The sequence below is a fragment of the Paenibacillus sp. SAFN-117 genome (assembly GCF_051966115.1).
Classification (GTDB): domain Bacteria; phylum Bacillota; class Bacilli; order Paenibacillales; family NBRC-103111; genus Paenibacillus_L; species Paenibacillus_L residui.
This window is the reverse complement of sequence record NZ_JBQCLK010000012.1, coordinates 58,657-75,631: the sequence shown is the minus strand read 5'-3', so window position 1 is coordinate 75,631 and position 16,975 is coordinate 58,657. Positions and strand designations below refer to the sequence as shown.

Annotated in this window: 16 protein-coding genes and 1 riboswitch; of the genes, 10 read left to right on the top strand and 6 right to left on the bottom strand. The window is 49.7% G+C overall.

The window, feature by feature from the left end:
• Positions 1 to 100: 100 nt before the first annotated feature.
• Positions 101 to 967 (bottom strand): aldo/keto reductase, encoded by an 867-nt coding sequence (locus tag ACTHRH_RS09930; protein ID WP_379285941.1) that lies wholly within the window; start codon positions 965 to 967, stop codon positions 101 to 103.
• 262 nt (positions 968 to 1,229) lie between these two features.
• On the opposite strand from ACTHRH_RS09930, the gene ACTHRH_RS09925 reads away from it, so the two are divergent.
• Complete coding sequence (locus tag ACTHRH_RS09925; protein WP_186328148.1) at positions 1,230 to 1,406, top strand: hypothetical protein; 177 nt, start codon at positions 1,230 to 1,232, stop codon at positions 1,404 to 1,406.
• Between the two features lie 19 nt (positions 1,407 to 1,425).
• On the opposite strand, the gene ACTHRH_RS09920 is transcribed toward ACTHRH_RS09925, so the two are convergent.
• Both ACTHRH_RS09920 and ACTHRH_RS09915 read right to left on the bottom strand, forming a co-directional pair.
• The gene (locus tag ACTHRH_RS09920) at positions 1,426 to 1,683 is read right to left on the bottom strand and encodes a hypothetical protein (RefSeq protein WP_144932300.1); all 258 of its coding nucleotides are present in this window, start codon (positions 1,681 to 1,683) and stop codon (positions 1,426 to 1,428) included.
• 86 nt (positions 1,684 to 1,769) lie between these two features.
• Positions 1,770 to 2,765: an NAD(P)/FAD-dependent oxidoreductase gene (locus ACTHRH_RS09915; RefSeq protein ID WP_379285945.1), complete on the bottom strand. Its 996-nt coding sequence runs from the start codon at positions 2,763 to 2,765 to the stop codon at positions 1,770 to 1,772.
• A gap of 519 nt (positions 2,766 to 3,284) precedes the next feature.
• Here ACTHRH_RS09915 and ACTHRH_RS09910 point away from each other — a divergent pair.
• Together ACTHRH_RS09910 and ACTHRH_RS09905 are read left to right on the top strand one after the other, a co-directional pair.
• Positions 3,285 to 4,475 carry an NAD(P)/FAD-dependent oxidoreductase gene (locus ACTHRH_RS09910; protein WP_440415352.1) on the top strand — a complete coding sequence of 397 codons (1,191 nt, stop codon included), beginning with the start codon at positions 3,285 to 3,287 and terminating at the stop codon, positions 4,473 to 4,475.
• Between the two features lie 34 nt (positions 4,476 to 4,509).
• Positions 4,510 to 4,773 (top strand): hypothetical protein, encoded by a 264-nt coding sequence (locus tag ACTHRH_RS09905; protein ID WP_144932296.1) that lies wholly within the window; start codon positions 4,510 to 4,512, stop codon positions 4,771 to 4,773.
• A gap of 467 nt (positions 4,774 to 5,240) precedes the next feature.
• On the opposite strand, the gene hemQ is transcribed toward ACTHRH_RS09905, so the two are convergent.
• Positions 5,241 to 5,999 (bottom strand): hydrogen peroxide-dependent heme synthase, encoded by a 759-nt coding sequence (gene hemQ / locus ACTHRH_RS09900; RefSeq protein ID WP_144932294.1) that lies wholly within the window; start codon positions 5,997 to 5,999, stop codon positions 5,241 to 5,243.
• A 340-nt stretch (positions 6,000 to 6,339) separates the two neighbouring features.
• Between hemQ and ACTHRH_RS09895 the strand changes: the two genes are divergently transcribed.
• The 3 genes from ACTHRH_RS09895 to dnaI all read left to right on the top strand — a co-directional run bounded on the left by ACTHRH_RS09895 (position 6,340) and on the right by dnaI (position 9,305).
• Complete coding sequence (locus tag ACTHRH_RS09895; RefSeq protein WP_440415349.1) at positions 6,340 to 6,636, top strand: YuiB family protein; 297 nt, start codon at positions 6,340 to 6,342, stop codon at positions 6,634 to 6,636.
• Between the two features lie 185 nt (positions 6,637 to 6,821).
• A complete protein-coding gene (locus ACTHRH_RS09890) occupies positions 6,822 to 8,303 on the top strand; it encodes a DnaD domain protein (protein WP_440415347.1) in 1,482 nt (493 codons plus the stop codon).
• A 36-nt stretch (positions 8,304 to 8,339) separates the two neighbouring features.
• Entirely contained in the window at positions 8,340 to 9,305 is a 966-nt protein-coding gene (gene dnaI / locus ACTHRH_RS09885) for a primosomal protein DnaI (RefSeq protein WP_379285949.1), read from the top strand.
• Between the two features lie 150 nt (positions 9,306 to 9,455).
• On the opposite strand, the gene ACTHRH_RS09880 is transcribed toward dnaI, so the two are convergent.
• A complete protein-coding gene (locus ACTHRH_RS09880; protein WP_144932289.1) occupies positions 9,456 to 9,602 on the bottom strand; it encodes a YqzM family protein in 147 nt (48 codons plus the stop codon).
• A 401-nt stretch (positions 9,603 to 10,003) separates the two neighbouring features.
• Here ACTHRH_RS09880 and trxA point away from each other — a divergent pair, with 401 nt between their 5' ends.
• Complete coding sequence (trxA, locus tag ACTHRH_RS09875; protein ID WP_144932287.1) at positions 10,004 to 10,321, top strand: thioredoxin; 318 nt, start codon at positions 10,004 to 10,006, stop codon at positions 10,319 to 10,321.
• Between the two features lie 189 nt (positions 10,322 to 10,510).
• Complete coding sequence (uvrC, locus tag ACTHRH_RS09870; RefSeq protein WP_440415344.1) at positions 10,511 to 12,553, top strand: excinuclease ABC subunit UvrC; 2,043 nt, start codon at positions 10,511 to 10,513, stop codon at positions 12,551 to 12,553.
• 189 nt (positions 12,554 to 12,742) lie between these two features.
• On the opposite strand, the gene ACTHRH_RS09865 is transcribed toward uvrC, so the two are convergent.
• On the bottom strand, positions 12,743 to 14,347 hold the full coding sequence (locus ACTHRH_RS09865; protein ID WP_440415342.1) for a CPBP family intramembrane glutamic endopeptidase: 1,605 nt from the start codon (positions 14,345 to 14,347) through the stop codon (positions 12,743 to 12,745).
• A gap of 296 nt (positions 14,348 to 14,643) precedes the next feature.
• Positions 14,644 to 14,779, top strand: a riboswitch (cyclic di-AMP (ydaO/yuaA leader).
• Between the two features lie 82 nt (positions 14,780 to 14,861).
• On the opposite strand from ACTHRH_RS09865, the gene ACTHRH_RS09860 reads away from it, so the two are divergent.
• Both ACTHRH_RS09860 and ACTHRH_RS09855 read left to right on the top strand, forming a co-directional pair.
• Complete coding sequence (locus tag ACTHRH_RS09860; RefSeq protein ID WP_144932527.1) at positions 14,862 to 16,187, top strand: TrkH family potassium uptake protein; 1,326 nt, start codon at positions 14,862 to 14,864, stop codon at positions 16,185 to 16,187.
• Positions 16,188 to 16,199: 12 nt separating this feature from the next.
• Positions 16,200 to 16,862 (top strand): potassium channel family protein, encoded by a 663-nt coding sequence (locus ACTHRH_RS09855; protein ID WP_440415340.1) that lies wholly within the window; start codon positions 16,200 to 16,202, stop codon positions 16,860 to 16,862.
• The last annotated feature ends 113 nt before the right edge of the window (positions 16,863 to 16,975 follow it).

Sequence of the window (16,975 nt, the reverse complement as noted above, 5' to 3'; positions counted from 1 at the left end):
CACTATCGAAGCAAGACAGGAAGAGCGACCGTGAATGGATGAAGGTTAGGATGCACCAATTCCTGCGATTACAAGGCATGCGTCACTTGGCAGCGTTGTGCTAAGCGTTCATCGCATTAAGCTCAGCCATTTCATCCGCGGTAAGGGTGAGGGAAGCGGCCGCTGCGCTGTCGGTAATCGTGCTTCCGCGGCTTGCGCCGGGGATCGGCAGCATCACAGGGGAGAGCTGCAGCAGCCAAGCCAGTGCCACTCTTTGCGGAGATACCTGATGCCTGTCGGCTATCTGCCGGATCCTCTCATGATCCCCGAGCTTGCCTGCCTGACCCATCCCGGCTAAAGGGCTGTAGGGAAGGAAGGCGATTCCCAATTCCTCGCATCGGCGGAGAACATCCATGGAGGAGCGATCGAACAGGTGCATCCGATTCTGAACGCTGACGACCGTTACGATACTTAAAGCCTCCTCCAATTGCCTAACCGATACATTGGATAAGCCGATATGTACAATTTTGCCCTGCTCCTGCAAGCGGGCCAAAGCACCAACGGATTCGGCATAAGGAACATCGGGATCCGGCGCATGCAGTTGATATAGCATAATTTCTTGCCGGTCCAGCGCCTTCAGGCTTTCTTCGCAGGCAGCCTTCAAATGCTCGGGATGTCCGTTGCGCACCCATCTTCCTTCGGGGCGGACGGTTCCTCCCTTGGTGGCGATAATCGCATGGGATACCCCGTCCAGAGCTTTGGCCAGTAATTTCTCGTTATGTCCGATATCCCGATCGTCCAAACAATACGAATCCGCAGTATCGAATAAAGTCACTCCTTGCTCCAAAGCGGTATGAATCGTCCGTATCGCTTCGGATTCTTCCGGGCGGCCTTGTATGGACAGCGGCATGCATCCCATTCCGATTGCCCCTACTTGCAACCCGGAAGTTCCTAATCGACGAGTAGGCATCTGATTTGCAGCTCCCATAATTCGCACCTCCTAAAAAATGGATCAACTCCCCTTTATTATAATTTAAAGCACAGCGGAATCCTACACTAATGATTTAATGCCTTGCCGGCTTCCCAGAATTCATCTTTTTAAAGGCAGGCGGGATAGAGGGGGGATTGTCGTCAATGAGCGAAGCCTTTGACCCAATACGAGTGCCCGACTTGTCATAAAGATCCTTATCCGGCATGCAAGGGAAATCGAGTCCGGATGGAGAATTATAAAGAGCAGGGAGGGGAGCGGAATGAACATAAAAGTGAATTTGATGGTAGGAGAACACCAAATCGATGAAGTGCTTACGATAGAGGATCACAAGCTTGAGGGCTTCTCCGAGGAGGAGATCGAGGCGGTCATTGAGGTGAAAATACGGAACTGGGCCAACGATTTGATCCGCATTGCTTGGGAGGTCGAAGAGGAATAAGGAAAACGATCTGGCCGGCTTAGGTACCGGCCGGTCTTTCGGGAAGGAAGGCGTAGAAGCTGTGGGAGCAGTGCTCGCAGTGAAAGACATGTACACAGCAATGATTGGCGACATCGGCAAATCCGTTGGTGAGCGATAAATCCTCTATTGGGCGGTAGGGGGAATAAGGTCCCAGGTAATCATTGAAGCGTCCGAAGTCTTCAGCAGTCTTTCCACACAGCGGACAGGACCATTCGGCGGTTTCCAGTCCATTGCAAACCGGGCAATAATAGGACAAAATAATGGGCACCCCTTTCATAGAGGCCGGCGGAAGATAAGCCGGCGATATATGAATAGGGTGCCCATCCTTCTAGCATTCGATGATTAAAATTTCATATTGCTGCTATGTCCGGGGGATAATCTTGCCTTCGGATCTATGTACACTTTAGCGTTGTTTATTGCAGTTGGCGCTTCTCCGAAGCCTACTGCAATCAGCTTTAATTTCCCGGGATAGGTTGTGATGTCCCCCGCGGCGAAAATTCCGGGAATCGAGGTTTCCATACGGGAATCGACGACAATCGAGCCGTTCTCGATGGCCAGCCCCCATTCCGTAATCGGTCCGAGCGAGGACACGAAGCCGAAATTGACAATGACCGCACCCGTTTCCATTTCGGTTAGCTCCCCGGACTGGATATCTTTAAGCGTTACTTTATGGATCCGGTCCTCTCCATGCAGTTGTACGATTTCCTTCGGAGTGACGACATTCACTCTGGATTGCATAAGGGTCTCCACACTGTGCTCATGCGCCCTGAATTTGTCCCGGCGATGAACCAGTGTAACCTGTTCAGCTACAGGCTCCAGCATTAAGGCCCAGTCTACGGCGGAATCCCCGCCTCCGGTAATGACGACTTTCTGTCCGGCGAAGGCTTGCAGATCCTTAACAAAATAATGCAGATTGGCATTCTCATACCGGGAGGCTTCCGGCAAATCAAGCTTTCTGGGCTGGAAGGCCCCGATTCCGCCCGTAATGACAACCGCGCGGCTGTAATGAACGCCTTTGTTAGTTGTCACCTCGAACAGACGCTCTTCTTTCTTCTCTACCTTCACAACTTTTTCTTCCAGACAAACTTCCGTCGGGAACAGGTTCATCTGCTGAGACAGATTATCAATCAGCTCTTGCGCACGCACTTTCGGAAACCCGGCCACATCGTATATGTACTTTTCCGGATATAAAGCAGATAATTGGCCTCCGAGCTGCGGCATGCTTTCAATAATTTTAGCGGATGCCTGTCTCATTCCCGCATAGAACGCCGCGAACATTCCGGCGGGACCTCCCCCGATGATCAGAATATCTACTGGACCTTGACCATTAGCTGACACTATGAAGAACACCTCCGTGGGTTAATACCTGCCGATTATAATTATAAGCTTTGCCCGGCGGGAAAGGAACCCGAATCCGGGCTAAAAGGGCAGAAAGAGAAAAAAGCCGGCCCAAAAACAACCGGCCTATAAAATAATTAAATTTATCATGTAAAGAATTCGTACCGTCCGGGAGTGCAATCGATGATTACAGGCTCAAATTTAATGCTTGCTATTTGGACAGGTTCGGTTTATCCTGTCTAAGGAATGGGTAAATAGATGGCAGAGGACATACTTTTTTCATAGCTTAAGAATAGGGCTTTAGGTTATTTTCCCATCATCGGTGTTAAACTATAATAATAGGAAACCATTAATAGACTTGTGTAATTTTTCACAATATGATACTGACTCCAAAGATCCTTTAATTCCATAAGTTGGAACCCGGGTTTGACTCGGAATGGTTTTGACAGCGAGAGGGATACGCAAGGATTATATATAAATGAATAATTAAACATAAAAATTATGGAGTGGGTAAGAGAGATGGGCAGAATACCAAGAATCGTGATACTTGGGGCCGGATACGGCGGCATAGTAACGGCGATTCGATTGCAGAAGGAGCTTAATTATAACGAAGCCGATGTAACCCTGGTCAACAAGCACGACTATCATTACATCACGACGCATTTGCATATGCCGGCGGCCGGTACGGATAAACCGGAGAACGCCCGGGTAGACATTACGAAGCTGATTGACGAGTACAAGATTGATTTTGTAAAATCAACGGTCACCCAGATTAAATTGGATGATCAGAAGATTATTCTCGAAGACAGCGCGATATCCTATGATTACCTGGTCATTGGATTGGGCGGTGAACCCGAAACCTTCGGTATTCCGGGATTGCAGGAATATGCGATGAACATTCGCAGCATTAACAGCGTCCGCCTCATTCGCGAGCATATCGAGTATCAGTTTGCCAAGTACAAGCGTGAACCGCACCGCCTCGATTATTTAACTTTCGTAGTCGGAGGGGCCGGGTTTACAGGAATAGAATTCATAGGAGAGCTGGCCGACCGTATACCGAAGCTGTGCGCGGAATTTGATGTCGATCCTTCTCTTGTTCGAATCTACAATATTGAAGCGGCTCCTACCGTCCTGCCCGGATTCGATTCCGAGCTTGTGGAGTACGCGATGAAGGTGCTGGAGGATAAGGGAGTTACATTTAAAATAGCGACCGCCATCCAGGAATGTACCCCGCAGGGTGTAATTTTGGCAACGGGGGAAGAAATCAGATCCTCGACCGTCATCTGGACCGGAGGGATTCGGGGCAATCGTATGCTGGCCGAGGCCGGTCTGGAAACGATGCGCGGACGAGTAGTCGTCGATCCTTATTTGCGCACCAAGGAATACGAGAATGTGTATGTGATCGGAGACTGTTCCATCGTTATGAATCCGGAAGGAAGGCCTTACCCGCCGACGGCGCAGATAGCTACCCAGCAAGGGCAAACCTGCTCCTATAATCTGGTCGCCTCCATCCGCAATGCCCCGCTTAAGGAATTCAAGTTCCAGAACAAGGGGGTTGTAGCCTCGCTGGGTAAAGGCGAAGCGATCGGGGTTGTCGGCAAGTATAAAATGAAAGGCGCAACCGCTGCGTTCATGAAGAAGCTGGTTGACATGCGCTATCTCTTTATCATTGGAGGAATACCGCTCGTATTGAGAAAAGGCCGATTATAGCCTTATAGTATAACCGGCTTGGGAGGGTCCGTTAATGAGACATTGCAGTGTGCAGGTCAGAGGGCTGTTGACCCGGGAGGAATTGGACCGCTACAATGCCCTGATGGAGGTCGGCCAATTTCTGGAATCCCACAACCGATATGACCTGGCTTATCCCGTGCAGAAGGAAATAGACCTTCTGATTATGCCTGCCATTGAGCGGCTTAAGGAGAAAGGCCGGCAGAGGGACAGGGCGACCGAAGAATATTTGAAGAGCAAGGAAATGGCACGGGAATCCGGGGAGGCAAGGGAGTCCTAGAAACTCCGTGAATTGCGAAAGTCCGCTATACAATCAAAATAAAGGCTGTCCAGCTATTATGCGGACAGCCTTCGTTTAAAATATAAGAAAGTATAAGTTTTCATCTATACCTGTTCTTACCACATTAGAAAGTTTAAGTTCATTAAAGCATTAAAATGGAACAAACTTTCTAATTGGCATAAAAAGCTTCCTCTAATACCGGGTTATTCATCTTCGAGATGGCTCCGTTAGGAGCTTTTTTTACCACAATCAGAATTTATAAGTTATTGCGTCCTGAATAACTTCAAATTCTATTTGGCGATAAAAACATCCTTTAAACGCGGTCGCTCATCCATGAAATACTCCGATAGGAGTTTTTCTCATATTTCATTGTAAACGCGCCCGTCCTAAGGACGGGCGCGTTTATCCTTGTTTAGTTAACCTCAACCCGGTTTATTCTTCTTCGAAACGGCTTCGTCGGGAGCCTCTTACTTGTCCGAAGGCAGTGCCAGCATGGCTTCCGCTTTCGCGGGATCCAGCAGGTTGCCTACATAAAATTCGCCGAATTCCCCGAATCTCGCACTGGCCTCGTCGAATCTCATCTCATAGACAAGCTTCTTGAACGTAAGAGCATCGTCGGAGAATAAAGTAACTCCCCATTCCCAGTCGTCCAATCCGACGGAACCGGTAATGATTTGCTTAACCCGTCCGGCGTAGCTGCGCCCGATCATTCCATGACTGCGCATAAATTCGCGGCGCTCTTCCATGCTCAGCATGTACCAGTTGTCGTTGCCTTCCCTCCGCTTGTTCATAGGGTAGAAGCAGATATGTTTCGTTTTAGGCAGTATCGGCTTTAGCCGGGCAACCACTTCGGGATTCTGCATCGGATCAGAGCCGGGCTTGGCCATATAGCTGCTCAGCTCCACGACGGAAACATACGAATAGGCCGGCAGCAAATGCTGGGCGAATGCCGTCTTGTTAAAGGCAGTCTCCAGCTCATTCAATTCTTCCATCGTTTCCCGCAGGTGCATGAAGACAAGATCGGCTTTCTGGCCTACAATGCTGTATACGGCCGTGCTGCCCAGCTTATCATTCTCGACGGACTGCCAATCCTGCATGAACTGCTGGAGTTCTTCGATGGCTTCCTTCCTCTCTTCCTTGCTCACATATCTCCAGGATGCCCAGTTGATGGACCGGAAATCGTGCAGAGCATACCAACCTTCCAATGTTTGTACCGCTTCGCTCACTATATATTCACTCCTTCAATGAAAAACATGGTATGACGGAAAGTGGATTGCCAAAAGCAGCAGCTTGTCCCGGGGGAGAAGGTCCTGTTGGCCGATGGCCGAAGGGGATCGTTACGGCCGGTATCATTTCCGTTTCATTCATTGTAGCCAATTCAACGGGCGAGGGCAAACGGCTAAGCCGTTACAAAGATGGCAATTTATTGACTTCTTTATAGTGGCCGGACTATTTGCCGTTTTGGAATTTCGTTCTCCCTTTACTTTTACTTTTCGGTTGGGCTACAATATTATCAAGACAATATTTAATCCGCTGGCACGGAATGAACATAGGGGATGAGTCAGAATGATTATAATCGACTTGGTGCAGTTGGTCGTGCTCATTTTATTGGGCTTCTGCATGTTCTTCGGACTGGGCTTCATCATCAATATGCTTCTGAAGACAACATGGCTTCCCATTTACGTTTATATTATTTTTGTGATCGGGATTGTCTACTGGTCCTGGGGCACCGCTTCGTTAATTGAAAACATCAAGGGATACACCCTGGCGGATTATCTTCCCATCATCAGCGGCTTGGTTGGAGCGGTCATGAGCGGATATACGATCAAAATGCTGCGCGTGAAGGGCTACAAGATGTTCTAGATGCCGCCCAACAGGAAAAACCTCTCCTCGGCAGAGGTTTTTTCTTTTTTTTGTTAAGTTTATTAGGAGGACGCTTGAAGAAGATTCTGGGTCTTCCGTTTTTGGCCTTTTAATCTCTTTTTGAGGGATGGAGGATATGATAGAATGAAGAAATACAAGATTACAGGCGGATGGAGTCGGGTAGTATGCGTATAACGAACATGCTTCATTTTACAGAGAATCACAGGTTTTGCATATGCCGCGATTTCTCGTTGAGCGGGCTGGATTACAGACTGCTCGGCAGCCTTTATCAGCCGATGGTCGGGGCGTTTGCCGTCAGTGTATACTTGACGTTATACCAACAGCTTTCGGGGGACCGGGTAGGCTATTCCGAGCTGGAGCAGCAGCGCAAGCTGTTCTTAACCCTGGAGCTGGACCCGGGTGAGCGGGGCCGTTCCGTATTTATCGAGCAGACCTCCAAGCTGGAGGCCGTAGGACTCCTGCAGACATCCCGCCGTTATCTCACTTCCAATGAGGACTACATTTACGAGTATCAGCTGTCGAGGCCTTTGCCGCCGGCAGAGTTTTTCCAGAACCAGCATTTGCTTCTTCTGCTCAGGGATAAGGTAGGCAAATATATGCTCCTGTCGCTGAAGGATGAATTTATAGCGGAACAGCCGATAGAGCTAGGTGAATCGCAAGCGGAAAATCTGTCCGTACCGTTCTATGATCTGTTTCAGCTTAATACGCAGATTATTGATTATGAGCTGGAGCAGGCGTTCTACCAGACAGCTTCCGGGCGAGCGGAGGCAGCCTCGGGTCCGGATGTAACGACCAAGGGCTACGGATATGCCGATATCATTCGCCGTTTCCCGCGCCAGTCCATTAATAGGCAGCATGTTGAGGGGCTTAAATTCCGGCCGGATCAGTTGGCGGCGATCAACATGATTGCCAAGAAATACCGGCTGACACTGCTGGAAACGTGCCGCCTGCTGGACGAGGACGATGTCTTCACCGAAGAGGGCATGCTCCAGGATGAAGTGCTGAGCTACAGAGCCAATCTGTATTACCGCCAGAGCAAAAAACGGGAGGAGCAGATGGTACGCCAACTGGGCGGACAGGCGGAGAAGGAAACCGCACCGCAGGATCAGGCTTCCGCGGAGAAGCCGGTGGAGATGGCTTATTATTTGGAAGTCCCGGCCTTGTTTCAAGGCCAGTGCGATATTCATCAATATAATATCATTCTCCGCAACGAGCCTTATACGCTTGTGCTGGAACGTTTTTTCCCGCAGGGGACCGTACCGGACGGCGTTCTGGATATTTTTCAGAAGATCGATCTTAACTATAAATTGAACGAAGAAGTAATTAATGTCCTTATTCATTACATTCACGTCGATCGCCGGTCATGGGCGAAATCATCGATCGAGGCGGTCGCTTCGGATATGCTGGGCAAGCAGGTCTCCACATATGAGCAGGCGGTCGAATACATAAGAGAGATGCGGCGCTATAAGCAGGAGGCGGCCGCCAAGGCAGCACTCCGGAGCAGTGGGGGAAAGGGAAGAGGCGGCAAGACCGGCAAGCCGAAGATTCCGATTATTACAGACAAGCCTCAGAGCGTCAAACGGTTGACCGAGGCGGAAATCGAAGCCATGCGCCGCAAAGCATTGAAGCTGGACGGCAAGCTGTAATCCTTGGGCAGATTTCTTTGGAAGGAGGGGAGACAGATGGAATCGCTGGCTGATTTACTAAAACAATTTTCCGGCACACCGCTTTGGAAGAACCGGGAAGAGATTCGTAAGCAAGTAGCGACTGATCCGGCCGTGCGCGAATGGCGTCTCCTGCATCCGGAAGTAACGGATGAAGAGATTAGCCTTAATCTGAATAAATTTTATCAATTCGTTAAGGAACGGAATAACTGCAGCCAGTGTCCGGGGCTGGAGCGATGTCCGAATGATTTCGAGGGTCATTATACGGTACTCTCGGTCGAGACGACTCAGGACCGCTGCTATATTTATGACCGCAAGGCAAGCTGCGACAAATTTATTACAAAGCAGAATCAGGATTCCATCCGCAGCCGGATACGCAGCTTTTATGTGGATGAACGCTCCTTGAACCAGGGATATTCGGCGGATGAAATTCTTAGCAAGGACTGGGAGAGGGCTGCGGCCGTCGATCAAATCATGGATTACATCTTGAAGACCAAGGAGCAAGGTCTGCAGCGGCAAGGCTTGTATTTGGCCGGACCTTTCGGAACGGGCAAGACGTTTCTCATGTGCTATATGCTGTATGAATTGGCGAAGGTCGGATTAACCGGCGCGATTGTTTATATGCCTGATTTCTCCGAGGATCTGAAATCGATGTTTCAGGATCCGCAGAAGCTGAAGGAAACTATCGATCTGTTGAAGGAAACCGATCTGCTCGTGCTTGACGATATCGGGGCGGAGAATATGAACCCGTGGCTAAGGGACCATGTCCTCGGGACCATCCTCAACTATCGGATGAACCGGAAGCCGACCTTCTTCACCTCCAACTATGAGCTGGATGATCTCGAGAAGCACTTCAGCTTCACAAGTAAAGACGGCGAAGAAGAATTCAAGGGACAACGGATCATGGACCGCATCCGTCATTTTGTCGAGGTGGTTCATGTGACGGGGTATAATAAACGCAGCAAGGCCGGAGAGACGGAATAATCCGCACCCGGCCGATAAATAGAAAAAGTCTGAAGGGACATGGTCCTTTCAGACTTTTCTCAAAATATAAGATTCCTGATCTTATATTTCATCGGTAAACGCGCCTGTCCTAAGGACGGCGATAGCCGTTTATCCTTGATAAATCCATTATTATTTCATAGCCACTTCGATAATCGTTGCAATAACCGCTATAAGGAGCATTACTCCGGCTGTGACGCCAAATCCCACCGCGACATCCATGAAGTCATTCCTCGGTTCCTCGTTCACATGATGACCGGGATGATTAGGTTCTAGCATTGCAATTCCCTCCTGTATCAATGCGCTGAATGCTGACAGGTCCAATTCGGTTCACAATAACAGCTAAGCGCAGGTTCGCATATTAGTCTCCTATCAGTATACCCAACCGGGTGGAAAGTTGTAAACCCTCCCTGGCCGCGTTCCCCTGCATTTGAGGTTGATCGTAACAAGTTGGCCATAAATTGTTCATAAATGGGTATTGCTTATGAGGGAGAGCCGTCATTTTCTAGTCTGTGATTCCCTGGAGAGGATTATTCCCGCTGGCCATCCCAAGAGGCCATACCTATACCCCGGCAAAGAGGGGTTATGAAAACAGGGGGGATTGTGGTATACTTTACATGTTGACGTAGAAGTCACATGATCCACAAATATATAGTACAATTAAGGGAGGATTCCATAAAATGGCTATAGTAAACGTATCTGATCAGTCTTTTAACGAAGAAGTGGAAAGCACAGGAACCGTTCTGGTCGATTTCTGGGCGCCATGGTGCGGACCTTGTAAAATGATCGCTCCTGTACTGGAAGAGCTTGACGGTGAAATCGGCGATCAAGTGAAAATCGCTAAATTAAACGTAGATGAAAATCCGGAGTCTGCGTCCCGTTTCGGAGTCATGAGCATTCCGACTTTAATCCTGTTCAAGGACGGTAAGCCGGTAGATAAGGTTGTCGGTTTTCAATCCAAGGATGCTCTGAAGGGTGTTATCTCCCGTCATCAATAATCTGCCAAATAACAGGCATGTAAAAAAGCTCTTTTTCTGCTATGCTGAAAAGGAGCTTTTTTTTGACGTTCGTTCTGCAAAAATATCGTTTCATACTCGTTAGAAGAAACCTGAAATTATATAATTGAAACTTTGTTAAAGCGGTTTTAGTATCATCAACCTCAAAATTATGGGAAGGAGGATGGCGAAATGGAAGAACGCTCCGGACAGATTCAGGAGAACATTCGCCGTAAATTGGCCTTGCTGCCGGATAAACCGGGCTGTTACTTAATGAAGAACCGGGAAGGGACCGTCATTTACGTAGGTAAAGCCAAGGTATTGAAGAATCGTGTCCGGTCTTACTTCACCGGCAGCCACAGCGCCAAAACCCAGCGTCTGGTCAGCGAAATTCGGGACTTCGAATATATTGTGACGGCGAATAATGTGGAAGCCCTTATTCTCGAGTGCAACTTGATCAAGCAGTATTATCCCAGGTATAACGTCCTGCTGAAAGACGATAAGTCTTTTCCATATATTAAAATAACCAATGAGGAGCATCCCCGGCTGGAGGTTACCCGCAAGGTCGTTAAGGATAAGGGGAAGTATTTCGGCCCCTATCCGAATGCCTATTCCGCCCAGGAAACGAAGAAGCTGCTGGACCGCCTGTATCCGCTGCGCAAATGCCGGAAGCTTCCCGACCGTGTTTGCCTTTATTATCATATCGGACAATGCGTCGCGCCCTGTGAATATGAGGTGGCGCCCGAGGAATACGAGCGGATGATCCAGGAGATTACCCGTTTCTTAAGCGGGGGGCATAAACAAATCCGCCAGGAGCTTGAACGCAAGATGCTCGAGGCTGCGGAAGAGCTGCAGTTCGAACGGGCCAAGGAGCTGCGCGACCAAATTGCGCATATCGATGCGGTGATGGAGAAGCAAAATATTACCGTCGCCGATCAGGTCGACCGGGATGTCTTCGGCTTCGCGGTGGACAAAGGCTGGATGTGCGTGCAAATATTGTACATGCGCCAAGGGAAAATGATCGAGCGGCATGTTACGGTGTTCCCGTACTATGGGGAGCCCTATGATGATTTCTTGACCTTCGTCACCCAATATTACAGTGAGAATCCGGCTCTGCCCAAGGAAATTCATCTGCCGGTCAACCCCCATCAGACCAATGAGGAGGAGAATGCCGAGGCGACTAACCCCCAGACAGCGGAAGGCTCTGAAGCACAGCTTTCCGCGGCAAATGATGAAGCTGTCCATGGAGAGTCAGAGGGATCGCTTCGTCCGGCTGGAAGGGCTGAAACGGCGGAGGTTGAGGCTGAAGAGGACGAGGACGCGTTCCACGCAGGCGGAGCGGACAAGGAAGTTATTAAAGAAGCTCTGGAGTCGTGGCTGCATGTGAAGGTTCATTTTCCTCAAAGGGGAGTCAAGAAGCATGCGGTAGATATGGCATCGGATAACGCGCGAGTGGCTCTCGAAGAGAAATTCCGGATGATTGAAAGAGACGAGGAGCGGACGATCAAAGCGGTGGAGAATTTGGGAGAACGGCTCGGAACGGGCACCCTTCACCGGATCGAGGCCTTCGATAACTCGAACATCCAGGGAACCGACCCGGTGTCCGCGATGGTCGTATTCGTGGATGGCAAGCCGGATCGCAAGGAATACCGCAAGTATAAAATCCGCACCGTCCAAGGACCGGATGATTACGAGACGATGCGGGAGGTTATCCGGCGGCGCTACGAAAGAGTGCTGAAAGAAGGGCTGCCGCTCCCGGATATGATTGTCGTCGACGGGGGCAGAGGCCAGATATCGGCGGCCGTGGATGTGCTTGAGAATGAGCTGGGGCTGTTCCTGCCGGTTTGCGGGCTGGTTAAGGACGCCAAGCATAAAACGGCCCAGCTTATGACCGGAGATCCTCCGGAGGTTGTTCCGCTTCCGCGCGACAGTCATGAATTTTATTTGCTCCAGCGCATACAGGATGAGGTTCACCGGTTTGCCATTACCTTCCACCGCGAACAACGGGGCAAATCGATGGTGGCCTCCCAATTGGATGCCATTCCCGGTATTGGCGAGAAGCGGCGGAAGCTGCTGCTGAAGCATTTCGGCTCCCTGAAAAAAATAAGAGAGGCGGCCGTTGAGGATTTTCGCCCGTTGGGCATCGGTGAGAAGCTGGCGGAAACTATTCTTTCATCCCTCCGCGGGGACAAGAAGACCGAGGAGGAGGAGGGCGACTCAGTCGTCCTTGATTAAACGGTATAATCGGCTTAATGCATATAAAAAGTGCACCTTTAATGATCCCTGTAAACGGGGCTTGAGGTGCACTTTTTTTGAAATATACAAAGTATAAGTTTCTCCCAAACGCGTCTGTTCAAAGGAATGGATAGCCGTTTATCGTTGAGCGGCCTTCCGGGATCCGGGAATTCTCTTGGCCGATTCCGGTTATACCGTAGACGCGGGGCCCGATCGTTTACGGAACAGGCTGTGGACCCACATCAATATATATCCGGTGATAGCCGGCATCAGGATATACCCAACCCCGATCAGAATATTCGATGTGCTGGGTGTAGTCGTCATCAGTGACAAAGCCATCAAAATAATATCCATCGTGACATGGGTAAAGATGGCGGTCATCAAGCCGTATTTCAGGAAAATGTATCCAAAGATGATCCCCAGCACGGCCACCTCGAATAACCTCGTGTAGCTAGGATAAATCGTGTAGCCGGTATGGCCCAAGGCCCAAATGATGCTCGGCACCAGGACTGCCAGGAAGCGGAGGCGGAACCACTTCTGAAACAAGGCGATGCCGAAGAGCCGATACATAATTTCTTCGGAGGTTCCCGCCATCCACGCAAGAAGCGGGAATAAGGCGGGCCAATACATGTTGAGCACGGATTGGGTCGGATCGTTGACTGCGAATGAATCGAAGGCTTCGCCGGCAATGAAGAACAGAACCTGCTGTACCCCGAGAATAAACAAACAGAGCAAATATCCTCGGCCCATTCCGTAAAACATATCCTCCCCAAAGTTGGACTCCCGCCATCTTGGCCAAGGATTCCAGCCCTGCGCTCTCCATAATTGGTCACCGGATATGGCTGCAAAATATTGTGCGCCCGCCAGAAGCGCAATAATTAGAAAGGTAAACACAATATAGATTACGTTGAAGATAGCGGCATCCTCCGGAGGAATTTGTGTGCTTGCTCCCGGCCAGCTATTTATCGTGTGAAGGCCGTATAGCCCGGCGAAAATAAGAGCAAAGAGGATTCCCCGCGAGAACCGGACCTTCTTCCGGTTAATAATAACGAGGATCAAGGCCGCAATACTCAAAAGAAACATGCCGCCCAGTCCGATATAAGACATCAGGCCGGCAGACCGCTCCTGCCCGGCAAGCCATTGGCGGAAGCTTTCCGGAACCGAGAAGGAAGGAACGAAGCCTACCACTTCCTCTCCTCTTACGGCCACTCCGAGCTGCAGCCTGGATTCGCCGATGCTCTCCTTGGCACTTTCGTACATGAGCAGGCTGCTTCGGGACCCTTGCATCAGCTGCAAATCCGCCGGATCATATCCGTTCTCGGCCAGGAAGCTTTCGGCCAGCAAGCGGCGGCTTTCTTGAGAGCCTGAGGAGGCAGGGGCCGCTTGCTTCTGATTCCATGCCGTCACCTTGGGTTCATTCAATCCGACAAAAATGATCCAATTCAGACGATTTCTCGAATCGAACATTTGAACTTCCCAATAATCGAGAGGGTAATTGTCTCCATACCGGGTGCTGTATTCCTCGGTCAGCTTCGCTTTTTGCAAATAACCGCTCAAGCCTTTGTCCGACTGATAAATAATGTTGATCTTGTTAGGGGTGTAGTCCGGTTGTTTGGTGTGGACGAATTGCCGGGCCAGGTCGGCCGCTTGCTCTTCAGTCACCTTCGGCCCTGACAATTCTTCCTCTACGCCGTTAACGCCGGGAAGCAGGTTGATCAGGATGACGCCGAAGTATAACACTATGCCGATAATGGCCAGCCAAATAAGAGGACGGTTTATTCTGTGTGGAACCACGGGCATTCTCCTCCGCAATAATCTTCTTCATTCCAAAGTACCATAGATAACGGCCTGTTTCCAGTGATTACCTCTGCTTGGGCCGTGTCTCTTCACCGTTATCGAAAATACGGAAACCGCTTGATAAGCTTCAAGAAACGACTCGTCTTATTCAATGCAAGGCAAGGAAATCGCGTGAAAATAAAATGAAATCTTGCATTGCCTGACCATTTTGCCCGAATACTTCCTTACAGCATGATTTTTTCCTAAAATACAGACTTTGTATACCGACCAAAAGCAGGATATAATCGTTATCAATTAAATAGAAGCCGAATTTCTTTTAGAAAGCGGGGGAACCATTTAACTGGGGTGAATTTTGCTAGTTCCAATGCAAATAGGGTGCCTGCACACCCGAATCCGTCAGCTAACCTCGTAGGCTTGCTGTCAGGATACCATACGCCTAAAGCATTGGTTTTCCAGTGCTTTTTTTGTTTCCAGAGGAGAATGAACGTTGCTGAAACGATTGTTTACGAAAATGCATCCGCCGCAAATTTTGGCTTCCGGATTTATCATCATTATACTGATAGGAACCATCCTGCTGACGACTCCGATGGCGTCGGTTGACGGCCGTTCCGTGCCCTTCGTGGATGCATTGTTCACGGCTACTTCAGCCATGTGTCTGACGGGGCTCGTAGTTGTGGATACGGCGACGACTTATTCCGTCTTCGGCCAGATGGTCATTATGCTGCTTATCCAGATTGGCGGCCTGGGCTTTATGACGATGTCGACGCTTTTTGCCCTGGTGCTCAAGAAAAGAATATCGCTCCGTGAGCGGCTTATTCTTCAAGAGGCGCTCAATCAGAACAGCATGGAAGGAATCGTCCGCCTCATCCGCAAAATCATTATTTACTCGCTGAGTATAGAGTTCGTGGCCTTCGTCCTGCTTACTTTGCGCTGGTCCGTTGATTTTCCGTTCGCGGAAGCTGTCTACTTCGGAATGTTTCATGCCATTTCATTGTTTAATAATGCCGGCTTCGATTTATTCGGAGGAGTCAGCGGCCGATTCAGCGGGCTAGCGTTGTTTACGAACGACCCGATCGTCAGCATTATAGCTATGGCCCTGATTATTCTGGGCGGAATCGGATTTATCGTGATGTCCGATTTGATGGAATATAAGAAGCGGAAGAGGCTTCTGCTGCATACGAAAGTAGTTCTGTTCACATCGGCGGTTCTTATTGTCGGAGGGGCGGTGGTCATCTTCACCTTCGAATTTACCAATCCGGCTACTCTCGGGCCTCTTAATGGAGGAAGTAAGGTGTTAGCCTCCTTCTTCCACGCGGTTTCACCGCGCTCGGGGGGAGTGAGCACGCTCGATGTCGGCTCGTTCAGACAGGCCACTCAATTCTTCCTGATTATTCTAATGTTCATCGGGGCTTCGCCCGGTTCGACCGGGGGAGGTATCAAGACAACGACCTTCGCTATCCTGATCGGGGCCATGATAGCGATGGTCCGAGGCAAGGACGATATCGTCATGTTTCGCCATCGGCTGGCCAAGGACCGGATTTATAAAGCCATTACGCTAACATTGTTCGCCCTGGTTATCGTTATCATTTCGGCCATGGTGTTGTCTACTACGGAGAACCATCAATTCCTGATGATCCTGTTCGAAGTTACTTCAGCCTTCGGTACGGTTGGATTGTCTATGGGGTTGACTCCGGAGCTGTCGACGATCGGAAAAATCATCATTTCCTTTCTAATGTTTCTTGGCCGGCTTGGACCTCTAACATTAGCCTATGCACTAAATCCGAAGAAAGAGAAAGAATTGTTCCGGTACCCGGAAGGCAAAATTACGATTGGATAGGAGCTTGAAACCATGGAAGGAAATCAGTATGTGGTAATCGGACTGGGCCGATTCGGATCCAGCTTGGCTAAAGAGCTGGTGAAACTGGGATACGAGGTACTGGGGATCGACAAGTGCGAGGAAATCGTTAATGAAATGAGCGGAGAGCTGACCTATACCGTTGAAGCCGATTCTACGGATGAAGATATGCTCAGGTCGCTGGGCATCCGAAATTTCGATTGTGCGGTCGTGGCGATAGGCGATGATATACAGGCCAGCATTCTGACAGCCATTGTGCTGAAGGACCTCGGGATCAAGAAGGTGGTGGCCAAGGCTCTCTCCGATTTGCACGGTAAAGTGCTGGAGCGGATTGGAGTGGACCGGATCATCTTCCCCGAGAGGGATATGGGGGCAAGAGTTGCTCACCAGTTGGTGTCGCCTAATCTGCTCGATTATATCGAGCTCTCTGAGGAATACACGCTCGCGGAATTGTCGGTTCCGTCCAAGATGTCCGGCCAGACCTTAAAGCAGCTTGATCTTAGAGCGACCTATGGCTGCAGTATAGTGGCTATTAACAAGAAGAGCGGAATGGTAATCGCTCCTACCGCCGATGACATCGTAGAATCCAATGATATTATGGTAGTTATCGGCACCAATGAGCAGATTGAGTCATTCGAAAGATCAGCTTATAAATAAATAGCCTGCTTCAAATCATTCGCCGGCATCATCCCCTGCAGGCCGGTTGTTTGTTGGCTCCCGATTATGGAGAGAATGAGCCTAGCAGGCAAATATTTTCGGCGAGAACCGGG